Origin of the sequence: Streptomyces sp. NPDC050264, assembly GCF_040655895.1 — a bacterium.
GTDB lineage: Bacteria > Actinomycetota > Actinomycetes > Streptomycetales > Streptomycetaceae > Streptomyces.
In genome coordinates this window covers 22,863-45,006 of sequence record NZ_JBFAKV010000024.1, presented here as the reverse complement: position 1 = coordinate 45,006, position 22,144 = coordinate 22,863, and the positions used below count along the sequence as shown (strand labels likewise).

Genomic DNA, 22,144 nt, shown 5'->3' with positions numbered 1-22,144 from the left:
GGTGATCATGCCAGGCAACAGGGTGCGCGAGAGCAAGGTCGACGCGACTCGGGAGGCCATCCTGGCCGCCGCCGAGCGCTTGTTCGCCGAGCAAGGCATCTACAACGTCTCCAGCCGTCGGATCGGCCAAGCGGCAGGGCAGCGCAATACGACGGCTGTGACCTACCACTTCGGCAGCAAGATCGACCTGATGCGTGCCATCTCCGGCCGGCACGCCCAGCAGATCGAGCAGATCCGCGAACGGCTCGTCATCCAGACCCATGGGTCCGCCCGTCTGAGGGACTGGGTCACCTGCATGGTTCTCCCCGTCACCGAACACCTGGCGGCCCTCGGCGGTCCCACCTGGTACGCCCGCTTCAACGCCCAGGTCTCCACCGATCCAGCCCTCTACGAAGCCGTCGCAGCCGAATCGGCTGCCCATCCCTCCGTGTGCGGCCTGATGGACGGATTCAACGCCTGCCTGCCCGACATGCCGCCCGAGGTCCACGCCGTCCGGGACACCATGAGCCGCCATCTCATCGTTCACCTGTGCCTTGAGCGCGAACGCGCCCTCGCCGACGGGCGCTCCTTGTTCCGATCCGGCTGGCACGACACGGCCCTCACCCTGATCGACGCCCTCACCGGCCTATGGAGCGCCCCCGTCACCCGCACCACAGCGGACGTGTGACGCCAGAGGCGCGGAGCACTTGGCTCATCGGATGCCGTCGTTACGTCCCGCCGCGGTCGGCGGGACGTAACGGGCTCGTGTCACTCCCCCACGTCTGCCATGCCGAGCGCGGCAAGGTGGCCGAAGACCATGCTGGATCCGATCGGCGTGCCCGCGCCCGGGTAGACACGGCCCGACATCGGTGCCGCTGTGTTGCCCGCGGCGTAGAGCCCCTCGATCGGCCTGCCGTCGTGCCGCAGGACGCGCGCGTGCTCGTCGATACGGAGTCCGCCCTTGGTCCCGATGTCGCCGAGGACGACGCGGGCCGCGTAGTACGGCGGCTTCTCCAGCGGCATGAGCAGCGGGTTGGTCAGGTGCGGTGAGGGCTTGCCCATGTAGTTCAACGGATTGCGCGCCGGGAAGCCCACGATGTGGAAGTACATCTGATCCCACGGCGACTCACCCCGCCGGAACTTCTCGTCGACGCCGGTGCTCGCGTACCCGTTGAACTCCTCGACGGTCGCCGCGAGCGCCTTCGCCGGTACGCCGATGATCTGGGCAAGTTCCTCCAGTGTGTCGGCCCGACGGACCGCCCCGGACTCCAGCCACGACGGCTGGATCCCTTCCTCAGGCGGGCCGCCGAAGCCGTCCCGGTCCGCGTGGGCCTGGTCGAACACCCAGTGGCAGCTCGTGTGGTCCACGCCGGTGTCGCGGTGCAGCCTGGCCATCTCGTGGCCGACCTGGTCGTACGGAGCGGTCTCGTTGACGAACCGTTCGCCCTCGGCATTGACCCAGATACCGCTGCGGGTGCCGCTGTGGAAGATCGGCAGGCCGTCGGGCTGGACGACACCGGGGACGAACCACGCCTCGTCCAGCAGTTGTGCGTCCGCTCCGACGGCCAGGCCGGCGAGCAGCGCGTCTCCGGTATTGCCCGGACCGCCGTTGGACCATTCGCCGGTCAGGCCGAGCCGCTGGTGGGTGTCCCGCAGCTCCTTGCTGCGCTCAAAACCGCCGGCGGCCAGCAGTACGCCGCGGCGGGCACGGATGCGCAGCTGACCGCCGTCCTGAGCCGCGGTGACACCGACGACCTTGCCTTCCTCGACGATCAGGCTCTCCAGGGCGGTGTTCCTGGCCACGGTGCCGTGTCCGGTGGCCAGGAAGGCGGCGAGCGCCCGTCCGATCAGCGCGCGGCCGCCGCTGAGCACCGGCCCGGGGTCTTCCCCGAACCGCTCCGCGTAGATCGTCGTACGCACCCATCCTGCGAGTTCACCCAGTTCCTCGACGGCTATGTCCGGTGGGAATACGGTGTGGCCGGCGGGCGAGGCGTCCGGTGCGTCATGGAAGTAGTCGGGCACGGGCTGGTGCGCGAACTCCCCGAAGTGCGGGTTCTGTTCGAGCTCGTCGATGAGGCGAGCGCCCGTGCTCAGGTAGGCATCCTGGAGGCGTTCACGGTCCGGGTCGTCAACCACGGCCCGCAGATAGCGGCGTGCCGCCTCGATGTCGTTCTCCGCGTCGGCGCGGTCGATCGGTGCCGCGCCGGGGAACCACAGTCCCGCGCCGGAGTAGGCGGTGGTGCCGCCGACCACGTCCGTCTTCTCGATGCACAGCGTCTTCAGGCCGCGGGCGGCCGCGGTGTAGGCGCCGATCAGCCCGCCTCCGCCCGAGCCGACCACGATCACGTCGTAGGTGTCGTACGTCTCGTCTCTGCCCACCACAAACTCCTCCTGTGCTCACGGATTCGGACGCGGTCCCGACGCCTCGAACGCCAGCTGGCCACGGCCACTCTGGCCGCCGCCGACGGCCCCCGAAGCCTCGGCGACCGGTCAGCGGGACACGAGCGCGAACGTCGCCGTTCGACGGTCAGCGGTTGGTGCGGCCCAGGTCCACTGGCAGTTGAATGCCGGTGACGTGGCGGGCTTCGTGGGACGCGATCCAGGCCACCGCCGCCGCGATGTCCTCGGCCTCACTGACTCCGTCGGGCAGGGTTCCCTGGAAGAAGGCGGACAGGTCCGCGTCGGCTTCCAAGCGGGTCCGAATTCCCGGCACAAGATCGGTGTTGACTCCGTGCGGATGGACCGAGTTGACCCGGATACGGTGCGGGGCCAGTTCGTTGGCGAGCGTCTTGGCCAGGCCCGTGACACCGTGTTTTGCGGCGACGTAGTCGGCCAGCAGGGGCAGACCCCGCAGGCCTGCCACCGAGCTGATGAACACGATGGAACCGCCGGTTCCCTGGTCGAGCATCAGCGGAATGGCCGCTTTGGCGGTGAGGAAGGCGCCGGTGAGATTGATGCCGATGGTGGCGTCCCAGCTCTCCAGGTCGATCTCCCAGGCCGGCGCCTGGGTCGTCATGCCCGCGTTCGCCACGACGACGTCCAGTCGCCCCAGGTCCCGGACGCTTTCGTCGAGGGCCGCCTTGAGCGCGGAGTAGTCCCGAATGTCGGCTTTGTGCGTCCGCACCTGGCGGCCGAGCGTTTCGACCATACGGGCCGTCTGCGCCAAGTCCTCTTCGGTGGCTCCCGGGTATTGGGTGGTGGGCAGATCCGCGCAGATGTCGAGCGCGATGATGTCCGCACCTTCCGCCGCGAAACGCACGGCCTCGGCCCGGCCCTGACCGCGAGCGGCGCCGGTGACGAACACCACCTGCCCCTCGAAGCGACGGCTGACCGGACTGTCAGGAAGCGGCGCGGCCAAAATCTCGTGCTTCATGCGCCTTCTCCGCTCGCGCGCGAGGGCCTCGCGGTCAGGCCGAGTTCGGTGAAGTCGCCCGCAGAGCGCCACTGTTCGAGCATCGCGAAGTACGCCGTGGACGTGCCCGGGTAGTTCACGTTCTTAGCGGGGCGGCTGTCCGGGGCACCCTCGTTGTTCCACCGGCCGGGCGTGCAGTCGCGCAGGAACTGGCCGCCGCCGAGCAGCGCGAGTCCCGATCCGTCGACGACGCTGTCCACATAGGCTCGCTCCGCGTCCTCGTGCACATCGGCGACGACCTCGCGCCGGTCGAACTCGCCGATGAGGAAGGCCACATGACGTGCGGTCTCCTCCAGAGTGTGCACGAAGTTCACCGCGGCGGTGCCCTGGGTGTAGTTGGGCGGCAAGAGGAAGAGATCGGGGAAGCCGCTGCTCATGACTCCGTGGAAGGTCTCGGGGCCGTCCGCCCACTTCTGGGAGAGCTTTCGGCCTCCCACGCCGACGATGTCGAAGCCGATCCGGTCCGTGTACAGCGAGTCCTGGTCGAATCCCGTGGCGAGGACCAGGCAGTCCAGGGGGTACTCCTCGTCTCCGACGACGACGCCCTTCTCGGTGATGCGCCGTACGCCCTGGCCGTTGGTGTCCACCAGCTGGACGTTGGGCCGGTTGAAGGCCGGCAGGTACTCGTCGTGGAAGCAGGGACGCTTGCACTGGTACCGGTAGTAGGGCTTCAGGGCCTCGGCGGTCGACTCGTCCTCGATGATCGTGTCGATCCTGGCCCGGACATCCTCCATGTGCCTCAGATCGATCAGTTCCCGCTGTTCGCCGAGTTCCTGCGGGCTCCTTCCCCGGGTGTCGTCACGCAGCATCGCGTTGTAGAAGATCGTCCACCCGTCCTGAACCAGGTCCTCCGGGGCTCCTTCCCCGTTCGTGAGCGTCGTGAAGTTGTCCCGCCTGCGCAGTTGCCAGCCAGGCTGCAGCGTGGCCGCCCACTCCGGGTCCGTCTCCCGGTTGTTCCGTGGGGCGACGGTGGAAGGGGTGCGCTGGAAGACGTACAGCTGCTGGGTGGCTTCGGCGAGCGGGGCGACGATCTGCACGGCGGTCGCGCCAGTTCCGATGACGCCCACGGTCTTGTCGCCGAGCTTGTTCAGCGGGCTGAGGGTGTCGCCGCCGGTGTACTCGAAGTCCCAGCGGGAGGTGTGGAACATCTTGCCTCGGAAGGTCTCGATGCCTTCGATCGCGGGGAGTTTGAGCGAGGTGAACGAACCGTGGGCGAGCACGGTGTAGCGGGCGCGGAAGTCGTCCCCGCGGTCGGTGGTCACCCGCCACACACCCTCCTGCTCGTTCCATTCCATCCCTGTGACACCGGTGTGGAAGAGGGAGAGGGGGTACAGGTCGAAGTGCTCGGCGATCTTGCGCGTGTAGGCGCGGATCTCGGGCCCGTACGCGTATCGATGCCGCGGGATGTATCCGAGTTCTTCCAGCATGGGCAGGTAGACGTAGGACTCCACGTCACACATGACGCCGGGGTACCGGTTCCAGTACCACACGCCGCCGACGTCACCGGCGCGGTCCACCAGACGTATCCGGCGCACTCCCGCCTTGCGGAGATGGGCCGCGGCGAGCAGCCCGCCGAACCCGGCGCCGACCACGAGGACGTCCACCTCGTCGTGGCAGGGTTCGCGCTCGACCGTGGAAGTGAAGGGATCGCCCACCCACTCCTCATGGCCGCTCACGTCGAGCAGTTCACGGCGGTTGGAGTCGAGTCGTTTGTCGCGCTCCGCCCGGTACTTGCTGCGGGCACGCTCCAGGTCGTCGGATGTGGTCGCGGTGTGCGGCATCCCTAGTCCCCTCCGCGGGTCGAGTCGATCCACGTTGCGAAGCAGTAGTTGACTTTATAAGGAGAGGTAAATCATGTGAAGGTATCCACTCGCAACCCTTCATCTCGATCAACTTAAATAGCTAACTGAATGCTACGATGCCATCATGACTGAGTTCGGGATGCCCTGGCCCGGAGCCGAGGCCGGCAAAGAAGCGGAAGCGGCGGGCTCTGCGGCCTTCTGCACAGGCGAGTTCGCCGACCACGATGCCTATGTCACCGTCGCCGAGATGGCCTTCAACACGGAACGTGCCCAGGTGGGCTCCGCCATCGCCTACGCGTTCTCGCGCACGCCGTTCGCCCACGCGGCCGCGGTACGCAGCCTGTGGGCGCAGGCCCCCGGGCGGGTGTTCGTGGGCCTCGGCTCCGGCGCGTTCGCGATCAATCGCGACTGGTGCGGGGTCGAGGCCGACCGGCCCGTCGCGCGGATGACGGAGCTGATCGCGGCAGTACGCACCTGGCTGCACGCCGAGAACGGCGAAAAGGTCAGCTTCGAGGGTGAGTTCTACCGCATCAGCGCACGGGTCAAGGCCCCCGTCCTCGGACGGATCGACGCGCCGGTGCTGCTGGCCGGCTTCCAGAAGCGAATGGCCGCACTCGCCGGCAAGGGCGCCGACGGAGTGATCGGTCACGGTCTGTTCACCGACGTCTGGTGGGACGACGTCGTGCGACCCGCCGTCGAGCAGGGAGCCCGCGAAGCCGACCGCGACGTAAGGCCCTTGGAGCACGGCTGGCTGCTCACCGCCATCGACGACGACGATCCGGAGCGGGCCGTCACCGACATGCGCCGGATGATCGCCTTCTACCTCACGGTGCGCACCTACGACGCGTACGCGGCCCACCACGGCTGGACCGCCCAGGTGGAGAAGATCCGCGAGGCGTTCGCCGACGGCCGTACCGACGACATGGCCCGGGCCGTCACCGACGACATGGTCGAGGCGATCGGCCTGTGCGGGACCACGAGCGACGTGCGCTCCGCCTTGCGCCGACGCCGGCACTCTCTCGCCCGCGACGTCACCTATCTCGCGCCGCCATCCTTCATGGTCAGCCCGAGGCGACGCAGCGCGTACGCCCGGGCCAGCCTGCCGCTGCTCAAAGCCGCTCAGAATGAATTGAGTTGAGCCGCACCCGAGCAGCTCCCGCACGTCAACGCACGACATCGTCACCTTCAGCCGTTCTGAATCGAGGAGGCCGGTCATGACACAGTCCGAGGACACCATTCGCGAAGTGCTCTCCCTGCTGGAACCGATGGTCGAGCCGGACGGCGGCTCGATCCGGCTCGCGGAGTACTCCGCAGAGCCGTCCCGTCTCGTCGTCGACTACGCCCGAGGGACCAACGACGCCTGCTCCACATGTGTGCTGGACGCCGATTCACTCAAGGCGTTCATAGAGGAGGGCCTGCAGACCAGGGGGGTACCCGTCGACGAGGTCACCGTGCGGGCTTCGGCCGCGGCCGGGGCGTGACCCGGGCACAACGGGTCATGGGGTGGGGCCCAGCACGGAATCCGTGCTGGGCCCCACCCCTGCGTGCGACACCCTCCGCCGCCCCGGTCACCAACCCGTGAGTCGGTCCAGGAGCAACGACGTGGTGGAGAAGTAGTCGCCGTAGTCGCCGCGGAAGAACAACAGCGGGGTTTTCTCGGACTCGGTCCGCAGGTGTACCGCCCTGCCGACCACGAGGAAGTGGTCGCCGAGCTCCACCACTTTCTCGATCGTGCAGTCGACCCAGCCGACGACCCCTTCCAGCACGGGATTCCCCAGCGGCGAGTGCTGCCAGCCGGTACCGGCGAACCGGTCCGCCCCCCGTGCCGCCATCCGCCGGCACATCCCCTCCTGGTCGGCGGCGAGGGCGTTCGCACAGTACTGCCCCGCCGCCAGGATCTTCCCGAGCGTGGTCGAGGACCGGTCGGCGAGGAACGACACCAGCGGTGGGTCGAGGGAGACCGAGGCGAACGAGCCCACGATCATCGCCTTGGGCCGCCCGCCCTCCCCCGCGGCGGTGATGGCGACGACGCTCGTGGGGAAGTTGCCCAGGACGTCGCGGAAGGCCCGTGCGTCGAACTCTTCCGCCTCCTGTCCCGCCCCGTCGGACTGGCGCTGCGACCCACTCGCCGTCTTCATGGCCCTGCTCCTCTCCCCTGCCACCGTCAGACCATCACGCGCAGTTGCGGCGGCAGTTCGATCCCCATCTGTGACAATGTGCTCGAGTGATAGGCGCTCCCCGGCACGTGGATCATGTGCTGCAGACCGACGTGGGCGTCTCGCCAGAAGCGCTGCAGAGGGTTGTCGCGCCGGATCACGTTGCCCCCGGACCTGGCGAAGATCTCGTCCAGGGCGGACACCGCCCGCCAGGCACAGCGGACCTGGTTGCGGCGGATCCGGGCCCGGTCCTCCATCGTCGGTGTCTCGCCCGCGGCGACCCGCTCGTGCAGGGCGCTGATGCCCTCGATCAGCTGGACCCGGGAGGCCGCGATCTCCGCCGCCGCCTCGCCCGCCGCGGACAGGACGTACGGATCGTCGCGCACCTGCACTCCGATGACGGTGACACGGTCGCGCTGTGCCGCCAGGTGGGCCTCGAGACCGCCCTCGCAGATGCCGATCACGGCCGCGGTGATGCCGAGCGGGAACATGGAGGTGAACGGCAGCCGGTACAGCGGCTCCTCGACGCCGTTGCGCAGGGCTGCCTCTCCGCCGGAGACCTCGTCCTGGTCGACCGTGCGGTGAGCGGGCAGGAACGCCTTGTCGACCACGACGTCCTTGCTGCCGGTACCGGACAGTCCGATCACGTTCCAGGAGTCCTGGACGATCTCGTAGTCGGAGCGCGGCAGGACCACGTGCATGACGGCAGGGGGCGAGGCCGGCTTGCCCTTGCCGTCGCCCACGAGGGCGCCCAGGAACACCCAGTCGCAGTGGTCGGTCCCCGAGGAGAACGGCCAGCGGCCGCTGAGGACGTATCCGCCGTCCACCGGGTCCGCGATGCCGTTCGGCATGTAGGGCGACGCGGCCCACACGTCCTGGTTCTCGCCCCAGATCTCCTGGCCCACGCGCGGGTCCATCTGGGCAATCTCCCAGGGGTGGACGCCGACGACACCGCACACCCAGCCGGCCGCGCCGTCGTGCCGGGCCACCGCCATGACCGCCTCGGCGAAGTCGCGCGGGTGAGCCGCGTAACCGCCGTGCCGCTTGGGCTGCAACAGCCGCATGACGCCCGCCTCGCGCAGCAGCGCGACGGTCTCACCGCTCAGCTTGCCCAGCTTCTCGTTCTCGTCCGCGAGCGCGGCCAGCTTCGGGCCGATCTGCTCGACCCGCTCCACCACTTCGTGCGCCATCGCACTTTCTCCCCACTGCCTGTGCCACGTGGGACCGCCTCCAGGCGGCCTCGACTCTCGTACTGCGTTCATCGCCCCGCCCCGCGCGGGCCACGGGCGATGGACCGTCTCAGTTGCCTACTTCGGGCGACTCGCGGGTGAGGAACTCCGTCACCACGCGCTCGAAGTCCGTCTTGCGCTCGACCTGCACCCAGTGGCCGCACCGCGCGAAGGTGTGCAGTTCGACGTCCGGCATGTGCCGGTTGGCGAAGTGCGCCTGGTCGTAGGGGAGCATCCGGTCGTCCCGGCCCCACACCATCAGCGTCGGGGTGGCGACGCTCGCCGCCTTCGTCCAGAGCGGCGTGTACCCGGCCTTGCGCTTGGGGTCGAACATCGACCCGAAGATCGCCTGCATGCGGGGGATGACTCCGGGCGCCAGCGCGTTGCGCATCCGCTCGTCGACCAACTCGTCGGTGATGAGGGTGTGGTCGTACACCATCGTCCGGATCCAGCCGATCATCCGCTCCCGGGTCGGGTCCGCGAGGAACTCGCCCAGTCGCTTGAACCCCTCACTGGGCTCCGGGGCGAAGGTGTTCATCGACAGGCCGCCCGATCCCATGAGCACCATCTTGCGTACCCGTGCCGGTTCGAGTGCCGCGAGCTCGGCGGCGACCGCGCCTCCCATCGAGTTGCCGACGAAGTACGCGGAGTCGAGGCCCAGCGTGTCCATGAGCCGGGAGATCCAGCGCGCCGCCGCGACGGGATAGACCTCGTCGAGGTCGGGCAGCTCGGTGGCGCCGAAGCCCGGGAGATCCGGCATGATCGCGCGGAACCGGCCGGCGAAATGGGGCAGGTTGTCACGGAAGTTGGTCCAGGCGCTCACGCCGGGGCCCGATCCGTGCAGCATGAGCAGTGGCTCGCCCTCGCCCGCCTCGTGGTAGCTGAAGCCGAGTCCCCCGACGTCCTTGCTCACCCTGGTCGATTCGTAGGTCGCGGTCGTCGTCATCGTCGTGTGTGCCTTTCTCCTGGCGCCACCGGGCGTCACGGCATGAAGAGTTCAGGAAGCGGCGGTGCTCAGCGTGAGCGCGATGTCGACGAGCATGTCCTCCTGGCCGCCGACGAGCTTGCGCCGTCCGGCCTCGATGAGGATCTGCCGCGCGTCGACCTGGTAGATGCGGGCCGCGTTCTCCGCGTGGCGCAGGAAGCTGCCGTATACACCGGCGAAACCGATGGTCAGCGTCTCCCGGTCCACCCGGACCGGCCGGTCCTGCAACGGCCGCACGAGGTCGTCGGCGGCGTCCTGGAGCGTGAGCAGGTCGCAGCCGGTGTCCCAGCCCTTCAGCGCCGCCACGGCGGTGAACGCCTCGATGGGGGTGTTGCCGGCGGCCGCGCCCTGTCCCGCCAACGACGCGTCGACGCGGACAGCGCCTTCCTCAACGGCTGTCAGGGCGTTGGCGACGCCGAGGGACAGGTTCTCATGCGCGTGGATTCCCACCTGCGTGGCGTCGTCGAGCGTGTCCCGGTAGGCGCGCACACGAGCCCGTACGCCTTCCATGGTGAGCCGGCCGGCCGAGTCGGTGATGTAGACGCAACGTGCGCCGTACGACTCCATGAGCCGGGCCTGCGCCGCGAGCTCCTTGGGTTCGAGCATGTGCGCCATCATCAGGAACCCGGCGACGTCCATGCCCAACTCGCGTGCAGTGGCGATGTGTTGTGCCGCGACATCCGCCTCGGTGCAGTGAGTGGCCACCCGCACCGACCGCACGCCCAGCTCGTAGGCCCGCTTCAGCTCGGCGATGGTGCCCACGCCGGGCAGCAGGAGCGTCGTCAGAACGGCACGGTCGCAGTGAGCCGCGGCCGCCTCGATCCACTCCCAGTCGGAGTGGCTGCCGGGGCCGTAGTTCAGGCTGGCTCCGGCGAGGCCGTCGCCGTGGCTGACCTCGATGGCGGTCACCCCGCCGCGCTCAAGGGCCGAGACGATCTCTCCGACGCGCTCGGGGGTGATGCGGTGCCGGATGGCGTGCATGCCGTCCCGCAGGGTCACATCCGTGATGTACAGGTTCGGTGTCATCGGGCGGCCGCCTCTCCTTCACTGCGGGCGATCCGCTCCGCCACGCGGAGCGCGGCGGACGTCATGATGTCCAGGTTTCCGGCGTAGGCGGGCAGGTAGTGGGCCGCGCCCTCGACCTCAAGGAACACGGAGACCTGGGTGTCGACGTCGCCAGTCCCTTCGGGCAGCAGGGTCGTCATCTCGTCCTGCTTGACCGGGGTGAACTGCACGTCCTGTACGAGGCGGTAGCCGGGCACGTATTCGGCGACCTCGGCCACCATCTTCTGGACGCTCTCGCGGATCCGTTCGTGATCCGCGTTGCCGACCAGGCAGAAGACGGTGTCGCGCATGATCAGCGGGGGCTCCGCGGGATTGAGAATAATGATGGCCTTGCCCCGCCGTGCTCCGCCGACCGCCTCGACGGCGTGCGCGGTGGTCTCGGTGAACTCGTCGATGTTGGCCCGTGTACCGGGGCCCGCGGACCGCGAGGCCACCGAAGCGACGATCTCCGCGTACGGCACGTCGGTCACCCGGGAGACGGCGGCGACGATCGGGATCGTCGCCTGTCCGCCGCAGGTCACCATGTTGATGTTCGGTGCTGCGAGGTGCTCGTCGAGATTGACCGCCGGAATGACGAACGGCCCGAGAGCCGCGGGGGTCAGGTCGATGAGCCTGCGGCCGTGAGGTGCGAGAAGTTCGGCGTTGGCCGTGTGCGCCGCCGCGCTCGTGGCGTCGAGGACGATGGCCACGTCCTCGAACTCCGGCATGGCCAGGAGCCCTTCGACTCCGTCGGCGGTGGTCGCCACGCCCATCCGACCCGCGCGGGCCAGCCCGTCGGATTCCGGGTCGATGCCCACCATGGCGCGCACCTCCAGACTCTCCGAGGTCCGCATGACCTTGATCATCAGGTCGGTTCCGATATTGCCCGAACCGACGATCGCCACGCCCGTCCTGCCGCTCATACCTCCTCCTTTCCGTCCGCCTGCGCCTGGGAGAAGCGCGCGGTGAGGGTGCCGAACGGTTCGATCGACACCTCGAATTCGTCGCCGGGGCACACGGCCGCCATGGGGCCGAGCGCGCCGGACAGCACCACCTCGCCCGCGCGCAGCGGTGCGCCGACGTCGATCGCCGTCGCGGCGAGCCACGCGAGAGCGTTGAGCGGGTCGCCGAGGCAGTCGCGGCCGGAGCCCGAGGAGACCTCTTCTTTTCCGCGCCGCATGGTCATCCGCACGTCGGCGGGCGCGAAGAGATCCAGCGGAAGTCCCTCGTCCGCCAGCACGAAGACCCCGGACGAGGCGTTGTCGGCCACCGTGTCGGTGATGCCGATCCGCCAGTCGGCGATCCGGCTGTCCACGATCTCCACCGCGGGCAGGGCGAGTTCGACGGCCTCCCGCACCGTCCGGGGGTCACCGACGTCGGTGATGTCCCGGCCCAGCACGAAGGCAAGTTCCGCCTCGGCCTTCGGCTGGAGCAGCCGGCCGTACGGGATCACCTCGCCGTCGGCGTACCGCATGTCGTCGAAGAGGACACCGAAGTCCGGTTGATCTACCCCGACTTGTGACTGCACCGCCTTGGACGTGAGCCCGATCTTGCGGCCGATGAGGCGAGCGCCGCGATCCAGACGATTCCGTGTCACTCTCTGCTGCACCTCGTAGGCCAGCGCGATGTCGTCGCCGCCGATGAGATCGGCGATCGGCTCACACGCCCGGCCCGTGGCCTGCGCCTCCTCCAGCCGCCGCGCGGCGGCATCCGCCGCCTCCCGCGCCGCGGTCGTCTTCGTACGCAACGTGCTTCTCTCCCCTACGCTCGTTGTCCCACCGACGGCGGACTCGAGCGGTGGACCGGAGTGTCCCGCGAGGCCTCCGGCCCACCGCCTCCTCATCCTGCGGCCGCCGCCCCGACGGTGGCCGCGAGGTGTCCGGTCAGCGGAACAGGCGCCGAGGGCCGTTCGTCGCGAGCGTGGAAGGACGCCGTGAGCCGGCGCGAGATCTCGGCCGCGCTCAGTTGCACGCGCACCTTCAGCTCCTGCATGCGCATGCGTTCCTGCGTCCCGCTCACCGAGAGAGCCGCGGTGGCGATACCGAACTCCATGACCGGAGCGGCCACGCACGCCACACCGACAGCGGCCTCGCCTCGTTCCGTGGCGTAGCTGTGTTCGCGAATGGCCGTGAACGACTGCGTCAAGGCCTGACGGTTGGTGATGCTCGCCCCCGTCCTGCGGCTCAGCCCCTCCGCCAGGTAGCTCTCCACGAACGCTCTCGGGGAGTGCGCGAGCAACACCTTCCCCACGGCGGTGCAGTGCGCGGGCATGCGTCCCCCTATCCGCGAGGGAAGGGGAGGGGCGAGCGGCCCGATCATCTTCTCCAGATACACGACGTCCAGCTCGTCCAAGACGGCCAGGTGTGCGACATGACCGGTCGCCGCGGCCAGCTCCTGCATGACGGGCCTGGCCGCTTCGCACAGTCGGCTGCGCTGCACGACCAGGCTGCCGAGCTCGAACATGCGGAGGCCGAGGGTGTAGTCGTTGTCGTCACGCCGTATCCAGCGGGCGCTGACCAGTTGCTGCAGGATCCGATGGACGGAGGATCGCGGCAGCCTGCACCGCGCGGCGATCTGTCCCAGCGTCAGTGTGCCGCCGGAACGCTCGAAGGCGCCGAGAATCAGCACGACCCTGTCGACCATGCTCGAGGGGATATCGGACATCTGCGACCTCCTTGCTTGCCAATGCGCGACACCGTGCGTGTGGCGGCGCGTCCCGGTCCCTTCGGGAAGCTCCGTCCGGCGCGGCATCACCGGGCAGTGGCTCCCGCGGGAGCCCGGTAGCGGTGGAACGGCTCGGTCTGTCTGTGTACGAAGTGGTGGCGACGGTGCTTGCTGACGCTGGTGCGACCCGTCCACCCCCCCGGGGGGCGAGGAGGTCACACAGCTGGTTCTCGATAGGGGCCCGCCAGGTGCCCTCCATCGACGACGAACTGAGCTCCGGTGCAGTACGAGGCCTCGTCGGATGCCAGGAACAGCGCCATGGCGGCGACTTCCTCGGGGCGGCCCATGCGTCGGATCGGCTGTCGGCCCACCGTCCTGGTCAACCGGTCGCGGCGCGCCTGACTGACGGTGCTCACCATCGGTGTGTCGATCACGCCGGGATGAATGGAGTTCACGCGGATACCCTCGGGGCCGAGTTCGAGAGCCAGCGACCGGGTCAGCCCGGTCAGCGCGTGTTTGGAGGCGACGTAACTGGCCATGGCGCTGACCCCGGCGAGCCCGTCGATGGAGGAGATGTTGACGACCGAGGCTCCGTGGCCGGCCCGCAACAGCTCCAGCGTCGCCCGCACGCCGTGGAACACACCGTGCACGTTGACGTCGAACAGGCGGAGGTGTTCCTCGACCGTGATCTCGTGGAAACCGCCCGGCTTCGACGGGGCGACACCCGCGTTGTTGACCAGGACGTCCAGCCTGCCGTGGTCGGCTCGGATCGTGTCGGCCACGGCGCTCCAGTCCGACGGTGAGGTCACGTCGAGGTGGAAGAAGTCGCCGCCCACCTCCCGCGCCGTCCTCACGCCCTCCTCGTCGAGTACGTCACCGACCAGCACGTGGGCACCGGCCTCGGCGAACATCGCGGCCTCGCTCGCGCCCTGCCCGCGGGCTCCGCCGGTGATCAGGACCGTTCTGCCCTGCAGTCTCTGCGTCATTCTCGGCTCCTCAGGCCATGGAGGCTCCGCCGTTGACGCGCACCACGTGTCCCGTGACGCAGCGACTCGCCTGCGATGCGAGGTAGAGCACGGCCAGGGCCGTGTCCCGGGTGGTGGCGACAGCGCCGAGCGGTGCGGATCCGGCCATGCGGCCAGCCAGCGCGTCGAAGCCCTGCTGATCGAACGCGCCGTTCTCGTCGAAGCTCCGCCCACGCGTGATCCCGGTGTCCGTCCAGCCGGGTGCGACGCCGTTGACGCGGATCCCGCGCGGCCCCAGCTCCACCGCGAAGGTCCGGGTCAGCGCCTCGGCGCCCTTCTTCGACGCCGCGTAGGAACCAGTGCCGGCCGTGCTGAAGTCAACAATCGTGGAGAGGGTGTTGACGATGCTGCCCCCCGGCTTCATCACACGGGCCGCCGACTGGCAGCCGTAGAGAACGCCCTTGAGGTTCACGGAGAGCACCCGCTCGAACTCCTCCGGCGTGATGTCGAGCGCCGGTTTACGCAGCATGATTCCGGCGTTGTTGACCATCACGTCCAGGCGCCCTGTCTGCTCCACTGCGCCCGTGACCAGTCGCGCGACATCGGCGGGATCGGAGACATCGACCTGCCGAGCTTCAGCCTGTCCACCCGCCTTGACGATGTGGGCCGCCGTGTCTTCCGCGGCACCGCCGTCGAGATCCGCGACGATCACCCGGGCTCCGGCCTCGGCGAGGACGGTGGCGGTCTCCCTGCCGATCCCGCTGCCCGCACCGGTGACGACCGCGGTCATCCCGGTGAACCGGAACACCTCTGCCAGTTCCATCTCCACCTACTTCCGAATCGACGCGCCGTCGCCAGCGCCAAGAACATCAAGTCGTGACCACCGGCGACCCGCAGGGGCCAGTTGGATCAAATGCGTTAGGACTCCACTGATCCACCGCGCCACAAGGCGCAGATGAGGCGGGGGTGGCCGGGACTCGACCTGCGTCGTACGTTAGACCGACCGGTCGATCAAATCTAGGGGTGTGACGTCGCATGCCGTGCCGCCGTGTCGCGGGGCCGCCCGCCAGGGGCCCCGACGTCGAGCCCGAGCCCTTCCGCCACCGCGGGCGCCACCGCGTCGGCCAGGCTCCGGTGGCCGGCGTCCCCTGGGTGCAGCCCGTCGGCCAGTTGATCGGTCGGCACCAGATGCGCCCCACGGACGAGCTTCAGGCGCGTATCACCGTTGGTCCGGGCGAAGTGCCGCACGGCCGTCTCCATCGCGGTACGCATGTCCGCGTGGGTGGCGCCGAAGCGGTTCTTCTTCCGCTCGGCATCGGGACGCAGCAGCGGGCTCACCACGACCAGCGGTACCTGTGGGAGGCCTTGCCGTACGGCGGTCAGGAACAGCCGGGCCGTCTCCGCGATGGCACCGGCATCGGTCGGGAGGGACGACCAGGCATTGGTGCCCCAGGCGATCGCGACGGCCGCCGCACCGGACCCCGCCACGGCGTCAGCGGCCAGCACCTCCCCACGCGCGGCACCCGCGAAGGCGAGATTGACCAGGTCGAGACCGAGCCGCTCGGCGACCAAGGAACCCCAGGCCAGGCCCGGTTCGGAAACCGACCAGCCCTGGGTGATGGAATCGCCGTAGACCACCCACAGCGGCTGCGGCGGTGCGGGCTCCAGGGTTCCTCCCACCGCCACGACGCCGTCGACGCGCACCTCGACGGTCTCCGGCAGATAGGCCTTCACCACCTCGCCAGGAGCGCGGTCGGGCAGGGGTACGCGGACGACGCATTCGCCCGGCGCCGGCGGAAGCGGGACGCGGACGGAGGGCGGGCGCGCACCGCGTACCACCAGAGCGTTCGGGGCCGCCGGCGCGGGCACCGTGGTCTTCTGCCCGAGCGTCAGGGCGAGTTCGACGGCTGTAGCACTCCCCCGGAAGGCGAGATGGACACCGGCGGCGATACGCGCGGCCCGCACGGTGTCCATCGGAAGCTTGCGACACAACTCGCCCGGAAGGCGCGAGCCCTCGCTCACCCACGAGGGCAACACACCCCGGACGAAGGGCTCCGCGTCCGTGCAATCCATGGAGAGCCACCTCTCATTCGGGCGGCTCGCCCCGCATCGCGGCTCCGGGAGCCTTGAGCGCCCTTGGTTTACTTATTTAAATGGGTTCACTGATTGATATCCTAACCGTAGAGTTCCGTACGGCGTCAAGCAGTGCTGCAGCCTTGAACCCCACTTCTGCGAGGGACGAACAGATGAGCTCCTGGCACGACACCACTCCCGACTACCGCGGGCTGATCGACCTGACGGACCGACACGTCCTCGTGCTCGGAGGTGGACAGGGAATAGGTCGGCAGACCTGTCTCGCGGCTGCCGCACTCGGCGCCCGTGTGTCAGTCGTCGACACACTGCCGGAGCGCGCCGAGGCCGTGGCCCAGGAGGTGAAGGGCTTGGCACTCGTCGCCGACGCAACCGCCCGCGCCGACATCGAGCGAGCCGTCTCCGAGGCGGTCGACCGGTTCGGGCCGCTGCACGGGCTCGCCGACATCATTGGCATCTCGGAACAGGGACCGTTGACGAAGGTGAGCGACGACGCCTGGCAACGCGGCCTCGACCTCAATCTGCGACACGTCCTGCTGGCCCTCCAAGCGGGATCGCGGGCGATGCCGGCGGGAGGCTCCATGGTGTTCGTCGGCTCGATCTCGGGCCAGCGCTCCGCCCCGAACCACGCCGTGTACGGCGCCGCCAAGGCCGCACTGGTCAACCTCGTCAGCACGGCGGCACTGGAACTCGCACCCACGGTACGCGTGAACGCCGTGGCCCCGGGGCAGACCTACACCCCGCGCGTGGCAGAGCGTCACCCGGAGCCCGACTACTATGAGAAGGTCGGCGCCAGGGTCCCGCTCGGCCGCGTGGGCGAGCCGCGCGACATCGCCTCGGCGATCCTCTTCTTCCTCAGCGACCTGTCCCAATGGATCACGGGCCAGACGCTGGTCGTCGACGGCGGTACGGGGCGCAGGTTCGCGTACGACACACCGTGATGGCGGGTTCGAGTGCGGTCTTGACTGTCCCCGTGCCTCTACGCCCGGGCCCCGGCCTCTTGTACTTCATCGCCTTGAAGCAGTTCGACACGGTTTGGATGAACAGTTCACCCGCACTCCCCGCGCCGCGGACCTGACATCCCGAGCAGCCACCGATCCGCCAACCCCGCCGAAGCAATGAGGCCTGCGATACGGATCGCTCCTTGAGTCGCTGTTGCCGATGAGCTGGAAGCCGGGCCGACCGCCCGTCTGGACGGGCGGCAGCTGGTCGACAGACCTCCCGACTGATGGAGCGATCGCTCGGCTGGACCCGTCCCACGCTCCGCATCCCCGAGTCCGGAAGCTGCCGGACGTGTCTGATCAATACCGCTCACACCCAACTCCGGCTCATCCGCGGAGTTTCCGGCACCATATGGCTGAGTGGGGCGGCGTACTCGAGTACGCCGCCCCACTCTCCCGTCGATATCGCTCAGCGCAGTGACACCGACTTGCGCCCGCCGAGAAGCAGGAACCCGGCCACCGCCGATGTCACCACGGTCATGACGACGCCGAGTGCGGCGATGGTGGCGAAACTGCCGTTGGCCCACAAGTCGATCATCACGAAGCCGACCACCGGCGATTGGGTGCCCGACAGGAGAGCGGAGCCGGTGACCTCGCTCATCATCAGCACGAACAGCACCACAGCGGCACCGGAGAGCCCCGGGCGGGCCAGCGGCAACGTGATCCGGGCGAAGGTTCTGCCCGGGCCGGCTCCGCTCATCGCGGAGGCTTCGGCGAGTTCCGGCGCGATCTGTCCAAGGGCCGAACCCGTGGCGACGTACGCCTGCGGCAGGAAGAAGACTGCGAAGGCAAGCAGCAGGATGGTGTTCCCACCGCCCAGACGCAGCGGGGGCCCCGCGAGCGCGGTCAGAATCGCGATGGCCAGCACCAGGTGGGAGAGGCCGCCTGGCGCCTTGGCCAGTACGTCGAGCAGCCGTGCTCCCCAACCGCCCTGTCGGGCAACGTAGTTGACGGCAACAACAGCGACGATCAGAACCACAGCGGTGCCGGCCAGGGAGAGGACGAAGCTGTTCGTGAGCGCGTCTTGCGTTCGCGGGTTGTCCAGCAGAGTCGTCCGGTAGGCCTTGAGGCTCAGCCCGTCGAGGCGCAGCCGCGGCTCCCAGCGTCCCAGCACGGAGACATAGATCAGCCCGAGGAACGGCAGGACGCAGGAGGCGGCGACGAACGCCAGCATGAACAGGCGGGCCGGCAGGCGGGCCCGGCCCAGGCTCACCGGTTCCGCGCGCAGGCCTTTCCCGCCGATCATCGCGTGTCCGCCGCGCACCGAAACCCGCCGCTGCAAGAGCGAGAGAATCACCACCGCGACGAGGAGGATCAGGCTGAGGGCAACGGCCTCTTGCGTCCGGGGCGGGAATCCGTTCGTGAGCAGGCGGTAGATGCGTACTGCCAGCACGTCGATCCGCGCGCCGGTGCCGACGATCAGCGGAATGGAGAAGGTCGCGAGGCCGATCACGGCTCCGAGCAGCGCTCCTGCGGCGATCGACGGCCGGACCGCGGGAACCGTCACTTTGAGCAGCGTGCGCCACGGTCCCACACCGCACATCCGGGACGCTTCCTCAAGGCCGGGGTCCAGCCGGGAGAGCGCCGCCGAAACGGGCAGATACACGAACGGCACGATGTGCAGGGTGTAGAGGAACACCAGGCCGTAACCGCTGTAGATGTTGAACGGCCCGGAGTCCATGTGCACGCCGACGACATCGAGCATGTCCCGCAGTACGACGTTCAGGAGCCCGGCGCGGTCCGCGCCGAGAAAGACCCAGCCGATGGTGCCCGCGAGCGGCGGGACGAGCAGCGGAGTGAGCGGCAGTAGCGCGGTGACGGCGCCGAGGCGGGCGTCGGTGCGCTCGTTGAGCCAGGCGAACAACACGGCGACGAGCACGGAGCAGACGGTCGCCACCCCGACCACCAGCACCGTGTGCAGGAGCATCGCGCCGGTGTCGGGGAGCGCGAAAGCCTTGCGGAACGGTTCGGCGGGGTCGGTGCCGAACACCTCGTAGATCAGTCTCGCCAGGGGATACACCAGCAACGCGGCCAGAAGGAGGCCGACCACCAGCGCGGACATGGTCGTCGGCCGGGGCCACCCGCGGTCACTGCGTCGGAGACGGAGGGTGGGGAGACCGGTCATGCCGACGCCTCCGCCGGAAAGACATGCAGGTTCTCGCGGGCGACGCCGACTCTCAACTGCCGGCCCGTCTCGGGGAACTCTTGGTCCGTAGTGGCTGCCCGCACCCGTGTGCCGTCGGTCAGCTCGACCAGTGCCTCGCTGAAGGCGCCGAGATAGCGGCCCAGGATGAATTTCCCCGGCAGCACGAGGGCCCCGGGCTCCGGTACACGACCGTCGATCACCGTGTGCTCCGGTCGCCAAATGACGTGCACCGGCGTGCCGTTGGCGGGGAGGGGGCCGGTGGCGGGGGCAGGCAGTTCGCAGCGTCCCAGGCCGCCCGGCAGCTCCGCCGTCACAGAGTCGCCGTGAGCGGCGACGACGGTGGCGGTGAGCTCGTTGGCCGTGCCGATGAAGCGCGCGACGAACGCGGACGCGGGCTGCCGGTAGAGCTGGTCGGGCGGACCGATCTGAACGACGCGTCCTCGGTCGAGCACAGCGATCCGGTCGGCCATCTCCATGGCCTCGACCTGGTCGTGCGTGACGTAGACGGCCGTGAACCCGACCCGGCGCTGTGTCTCGCGGAGTTGAAGGCGCAGCTCCTCGCGGACCTTGGCGTCCACGTTGGACAAGGGCTCGTCGAACAGGACCAGTTCGGACTCGGCCACCAGCGCACGGGCGAGTGCCACGCGCTGCTGTTGTCCCCCGCTCAGTCGCCCCGGCAACTGTCCTGCCACTTCCGCGATCCCCGCCATGCCCAGCGCACGTTCGACCCGCTCGGCACGGTCGCGGCGCGGCACCTTGGCAGCGGCCAAGGGGTACGCGACGTTCTCGGCGACGGTCAGGTGCGGCCACAGTGCGTAGGACTGGAAGATCATGCCCACACCGCGCTTCTCCGGCGGTACGGCGCGCGCCCTCCCTGTGGCCGCGTCGAAGACGGTGCGCCCCGCGATGGCGATCGTCCCCTCATCGGGAGCGGCCAGGCCCGCGATGGCGCGCAGCAGCGTGGTCTTCCCGCAGCCGCTGGGGCCGAGAAGCACGAGCAGTTCGCCTCGCTCGATGCTGAAGGAGATGTCGTCCATCGGCTTCACGTGGGTACCGTCGGCGCGCGTGAACGTCAGGCGCAGGTGTTCGACACTGAGAGCCGCTGACGCCCGCGCGGTGGCCTCAGCGGCAGCGGGCGCCGGCTCCACGGCCTCGGTCCGCGACCGCTTCTGCTTCGTCGCCTCCCGCGTCACTGTCCGACTCCCAGCAGCTTGTTGATCTCGGGGAGGTCCTTGCGCACGCGAGCGGTCTGCGCGGTGAAGTCCTTGTCGTGCGGCATCGGCGCGGCGTTCGGGGGCAGGGCCAGGGTTCCCTTCAACCCGGTGTACACCGATGCCGCACGCTCGGTGGAGTTGAGGACCTGCTGGCCCTCCTTGCTCAGCAGATAGCGCTCCAGCAGCTCACCGGCGTAGGGGTGTGCACTGCCGATCGCAGGCATGCAGACCGTGGGGACGACGGGAGAGGGGTCCTTCGGGACGAAGAACCCGACCGGCGCCTTCGCCTTCTGCTGGTCCTCCAGCAGGGACGTGGTCGCGGCCACGAGGGCCGCGCCCTGTCCCGCGCCGAGCTGCTCGGCACCGACCAGGCTGGAGGCGACGGGCTGGATGCCCTGTGCGGCGACGGCCTTGAGGTAGTCGCGGCCGAGGGCGGGTGTGCGGAGCACCTGGGACCAGAGAGTGGCCCAGGCGTCGGAGTCGTTCGGGTCGCTCACCATGAGCTTGCCCTTGAGTCGGGGATCGAGGAGGTCGCGCCAGGTCTTCGGCCGCCACTTCCCGAGCAGGTCCGTGTTGTAGCCGATGACCGCCACGCTGATCCGGCAGGTGTTCCCGACGCCCTTCACCTCGCCGGTCACGGGGTAGCCCGGAATGTCCTTGGCGGTGAGGTGGCGGGCGAGGCCCTGTTTGACCAGCTCGTTCAGCAGGTCCATGTTCGCGTTGTCGATCACGTCCGCGCCGAGGTGGCCCGTGCTTTTCACATCGCCCTGGACGCGCTGGCTCAGTGCTCCGCCGGACAACCGTTCCACGTGGACCTTGATGCCGTACTTCTTCTCGAAGGCGGTTGCCGCGTCCTGGGCGCGTACGCCGCCCGCATACCAGACGGCTTCTCCTTCGGCCTTGGCCTTCTTGACGAGTTCCTTGGTGCTCAACTTCTGCGCGGCGGGGCCGCTGTCGGCCGCGTCGGAGGACCCGCATCCTGTTGCCGTCAACGACAGCAGGGCCACCGCCGTCACCCACGTCCCCAGCTTCGAGGCTCTGTTCATGTCTCTCACCCTTCCGGCAAGTCGGTTCGCGACGGCGGGCATGAAGGAGGGGCGCCTCCTCGCGGAGAGCGCCCCTCGGTCTCTCCTCACAGGTACGCGGCGAACGCCTTCTCGACGAGCGAACGCGGTTTGGCGCCGACGAGCGTCGCGACCACCTTCCCGTCCTGGAACATCAGCAGCGCGGGGAGAGAGGTGACTCCGTACCGCTCGGCGGCACGGGGAACGTGCTCCAGATTCGCCTTGCCCACGTCGATGCGGTCATGGTGGTCATCGGCCATCGCCTCCATCACGGGCGCGACGCCCCGGCACGGCCCGCACCACGGAGCCCAGAAGTCCACCAGCACCGCACGGCCGGCGCCCAGGACGATCTCGTCGAAGTCGTCATCGGTCAGCTCGCGCACATTTGCCAC

21 protein-coding genes are annotated in these 22,144 nt (G+C 69.0%); 4 read left to right on the top strand and 17 right to left on the bottom strand.

Going from position 1 to position 22,144, the window contains the following annotated elements; all coding sequences use genetic code 11:
* Nucleotides 1–7: 7 nt before the first annotated feature.
* Nucleotides 8–667, top strand: coding sequence for a helix-turn-helix domain-containing protein (locus AB0J02_RS33565; RefSeq protein WP_363197603.1), 660 nt, complete (start codon nucleotides 8–10; stop codon nucleotides 665–667).
* Nucleotides 668–747: 80 nt separating this feature from the next.
* On the opposite strand, the gene AB0J02_RS33560 is transcribed toward AB0J02_RS33565, so the two are convergent.
* The 3 genes from AB0J02_RS33560 to AB0J02_RS33550 form a co-directional block, all read right to left on the bottom strand.
* Nucleotides 748–2,358 (bottom strand): FAD-dependent oxidoreductase, encoded by a 1,611-nt coding sequence (locus AB0J02_RS33560; protein WP_363197602.1) that lies wholly within the window; start codon nucleotides 2,356–2,358, stop codon nucleotides 748–750.
* Nucleotides 2,359–2,506: 148 nt separating this feature from the next.
* Entirely contained in the window at nucleotides 2,507–3,352 is an 846-nt protein-coding gene (locus AB0J02_RS33555) for a mycofactocin-coupled SDR family oxidoreductase (protein ID WP_363197601.1), read from the bottom strand.
* Nucleotides 3,349–5,172, bottom strand: a complete 1,824-nt coding sequence (locus AB0J02_RS33550; protein ID WP_363197600.1) for an NAD(P)/FAD-dependent oxidoreductase — start codon at nucleotides 5,170–5,172, stop codon at nucleotides 3,349–3,351. Before AB0J02_RS33550 ends, AB0J02_RS33555 begins: the two co-directional genes overlap by 4 nt.
* 145 nt (nucleotides 5,173–5,317) lie before the next feature.
* Here AB0J02_RS33550 and AB0J02_RS33545 point away from each other — a divergent pair, with 145 nt between their 5' ends.
* Together AB0J02_RS33545 and AB0J02_RS33540 are read left to right on the top strand one after the other, a co-directional pair.
* A complete protein-coding gene (locus tag AB0J02_RS33545) occupies nucleotides 5,318–6,331 on the top strand; it encodes an LLM class flavin-dependent oxidoreductase (protein WP_363197599.1) in 1,014 nt (337 codons plus the stop codon).
* Between the two features lie 76 nt (nucleotides 6,332–6,407).
* A complete protein-coding gene (locus AB0J02_RS33540) occupies nucleotides 6,408–6,674 on the top strand; it encodes a hypothetical protein (protein ID WP_363197598.1) in 267 nt (88 codons plus the stop codon).
* Nucleotides 6,675–6,761: 87 nt separating this feature from the next.
* Here AB0J02_RS33540 and AB0J02_RS33535 read toward each other — a convergent pair whose 3' ends face one another.
* The 10 genes from AB0J02_RS33535 to AB0J02_RS33490 all read right to left on the bottom strand — a co-directional run bounded on the left by AB0J02_RS33535 (nucleotide 6,762) and on the right by AB0J02_RS33490 (nucleotide 16,309).
* Entirely contained in the window at nucleotides 6,762–7,331 is a 570-nt protein-coding gene (locus AB0J02_RS33535; RefSeq protein ID WP_363197597.1) for a flavin reductase family protein, read from the bottom strand.
* 26 nt (nucleotides 7,332–7,357) lie between these two features.
* A complete protein-coding gene (locus AB0J02_RS33530; protein ID WP_363197596.1) occupies nucleotides 7,358–8,539 on the bottom strand; it encodes a hydroxylase in 1,182 nt (393 codons plus the stop codon).
* Nucleotides 8,540–8,648: 109 nt separating this feature from the next.
* Nucleotides 8,649–9,524, bottom strand: a complete 876-nt coding sequence (locus AB0J02_RS33525) for an alpha/beta fold hydrolase (protein ID WP_363197595.1) — start codon at nucleotides 9,522–9,524, stop codon at nucleotides 8,649–8,651.
* A gap of 51 nt (nucleotides 9,525–9,575) precedes the next feature.
* The gene (gene dmpG, locus AB0J02_RS33520) at nucleotides 9,576–10,589 is read right to left on the bottom strand and encodes a 4-hydroxy-2-oxovalerate aldolase (RefSeq protein WP_363197594.1); all 1,014 of its coding nucleotides are present in this window, start codon (nucleotides 10,587–10,589) and stop codon (nucleotides 9,576–9,578) included.
* Nucleotides 10,586–11,530 carry an acetaldehyde dehydrogenase (acetylating) gene (locus tag AB0J02_RS33515; protein WP_363197593.1) on the bottom strand — a complete coding sequence of 315 codons (945 nt, stop codon included), beginning with the start codon at nucleotides 11,528–11,530 and terminating at the stop codon, nucleotides 10,586–10,588. The genes dmpG and AB0J02_RS33515 overlap by 4 nt, the downstream gene beginning before the upstream one ends.
* On the bottom strand, nucleotides 11,527–12,354 hold the full coding sequence (locus AB0J02_RS33510; RefSeq protein WP_363197592.1) for a fumarylacetoacetate hydrolase family protein: 828 nt from the start codon (nucleotides 12,352–12,354) through the stop codon (nucleotides 11,527–11,529). Before AB0J02_RS33510 ends, AB0J02_RS33515 begins: the two co-directional genes overlap by 4 nt.
* Before the next feature lie 92 nt (nucleotides 12,355–12,446).
* Entirely contained in the window at nucleotides 12,447–13,271 is an 825-nt protein-coding gene (locus AB0J02_RS33505) for an IclR family transcriptional regulator (RefSeq protein WP_363197591.1), read from the bottom strand.
* A 215-nt stretch (nucleotides 13,272–13,486) separates the two neighbouring features.
* Nucleotides 13,487–14,257 carry a glucose 1-dehydrogenase gene (locus AB0J02_RS33500; RefSeq protein ID WP_363197590.1) on the bottom strand — a complete coding sequence of 257 codons (771 nt, stop codon included), beginning with the start codon at nucleotides 14,255–14,257 and terminating at the stop codon, nucleotides 13,487–13,489.
* Between the two features lie 10 nt (nucleotides 14,258–14,267).
* Complete coding sequence (locus AB0J02_RS33495; RefSeq protein ID WP_363197589.1) at nucleotides 14,268–15,059, bottom strand: SDR family oxidoreductase; 792 nt, start codon at nucleotides 15,057–15,059, stop codon at nucleotides 14,268–14,270.
* A 194-nt stretch (nucleotides 15,060–15,253) separates the two neighbouring features.
* Nucleotides 15,254–16,309 carry an SGNH/GDSL hydrolase family protein gene (locus tag AB0J02_RS33490; RefSeq protein WP_363197588.1) on the bottom strand — a complete coding sequence of 352 codons (1,056 nt, stop codon included), beginning with the start codon at nucleotides 16,307–16,309 and terminating at the stop codon, nucleotides 15,254–15,256.
* Nucleotides 16,310–16,482: 173 nt separating this feature from the next.
* Here AB0J02_RS33490 and AB0J02_RS33485 point away from each other — a divergent pair, with 173 nt between their 5' ends.
* Nucleotides 16,483–17,268: an SDR family oxidoreductase gene (locus AB0J02_RS33485; RefSeq protein ID WP_363197587.1), complete on the top strand. Its 786-nt coding sequence runs from the start codon at nucleotides 16,483–16,485 to the stop codon at nucleotides 17,266–17,268.
* A gap of 469 nt (nucleotides 17,269–17,737) precedes the next feature.
* Here the strand turns inward: AB0J02_RS33485 and AB0J02_RS33480 are convergent, their stop codons facing one another.
* The 4 genes from AB0J02_RS33480 to trxA form a co-directional block, all read right to left on the bottom strand.
* Nucleotides 17,738–19,453, bottom strand: coding sequence for an iron ABC transporter permease (locus tag AB0J02_RS33480; protein ID WP_363197586.1), 1,716 nt, complete (start codon nucleotides 19,451–19,453; stop codon nucleotides 17,738–17,740).
* Nucleotides 19,450–20,667: an ABC transporter ATP-binding protein gene (locus tag AB0J02_RS33475; RefSeq protein WP_363197585.1), complete on the bottom strand. Its 1,218-nt coding sequence runs from the start codon at nucleotides 20,665–20,667 to the stop codon at nucleotides 19,450–19,452. Before AB0J02_RS33475 ends, AB0J02_RS33480 begins: the two co-directional genes overlap by 4 nt.
* A complete protein-coding gene (locus AB0J02_RS33470) occupies nucleotides 20,664–21,734 on the bottom strand; it encodes an extracellular solute-binding protein (protein WP_363197584.1) in 1,071 nt (356 codons plus the stop codon). The genes AB0J02_RS33475 and AB0J02_RS33470 overlap by 4 nt, the downstream gene beginning before the upstream one ends.
* Nucleotides 21,735–21,820: 86 nt before the next feature.
* Nucleotides 21,821–22,144, bottom strand: coding sequence for a thioredoxin (gene trxA / locus AB0J02_RS33465; RefSeq protein ID WP_363197583.1), 324 nt, complete (start codon nucleotides 22,142–22,144; stop codon nucleotides 21,821–21,823).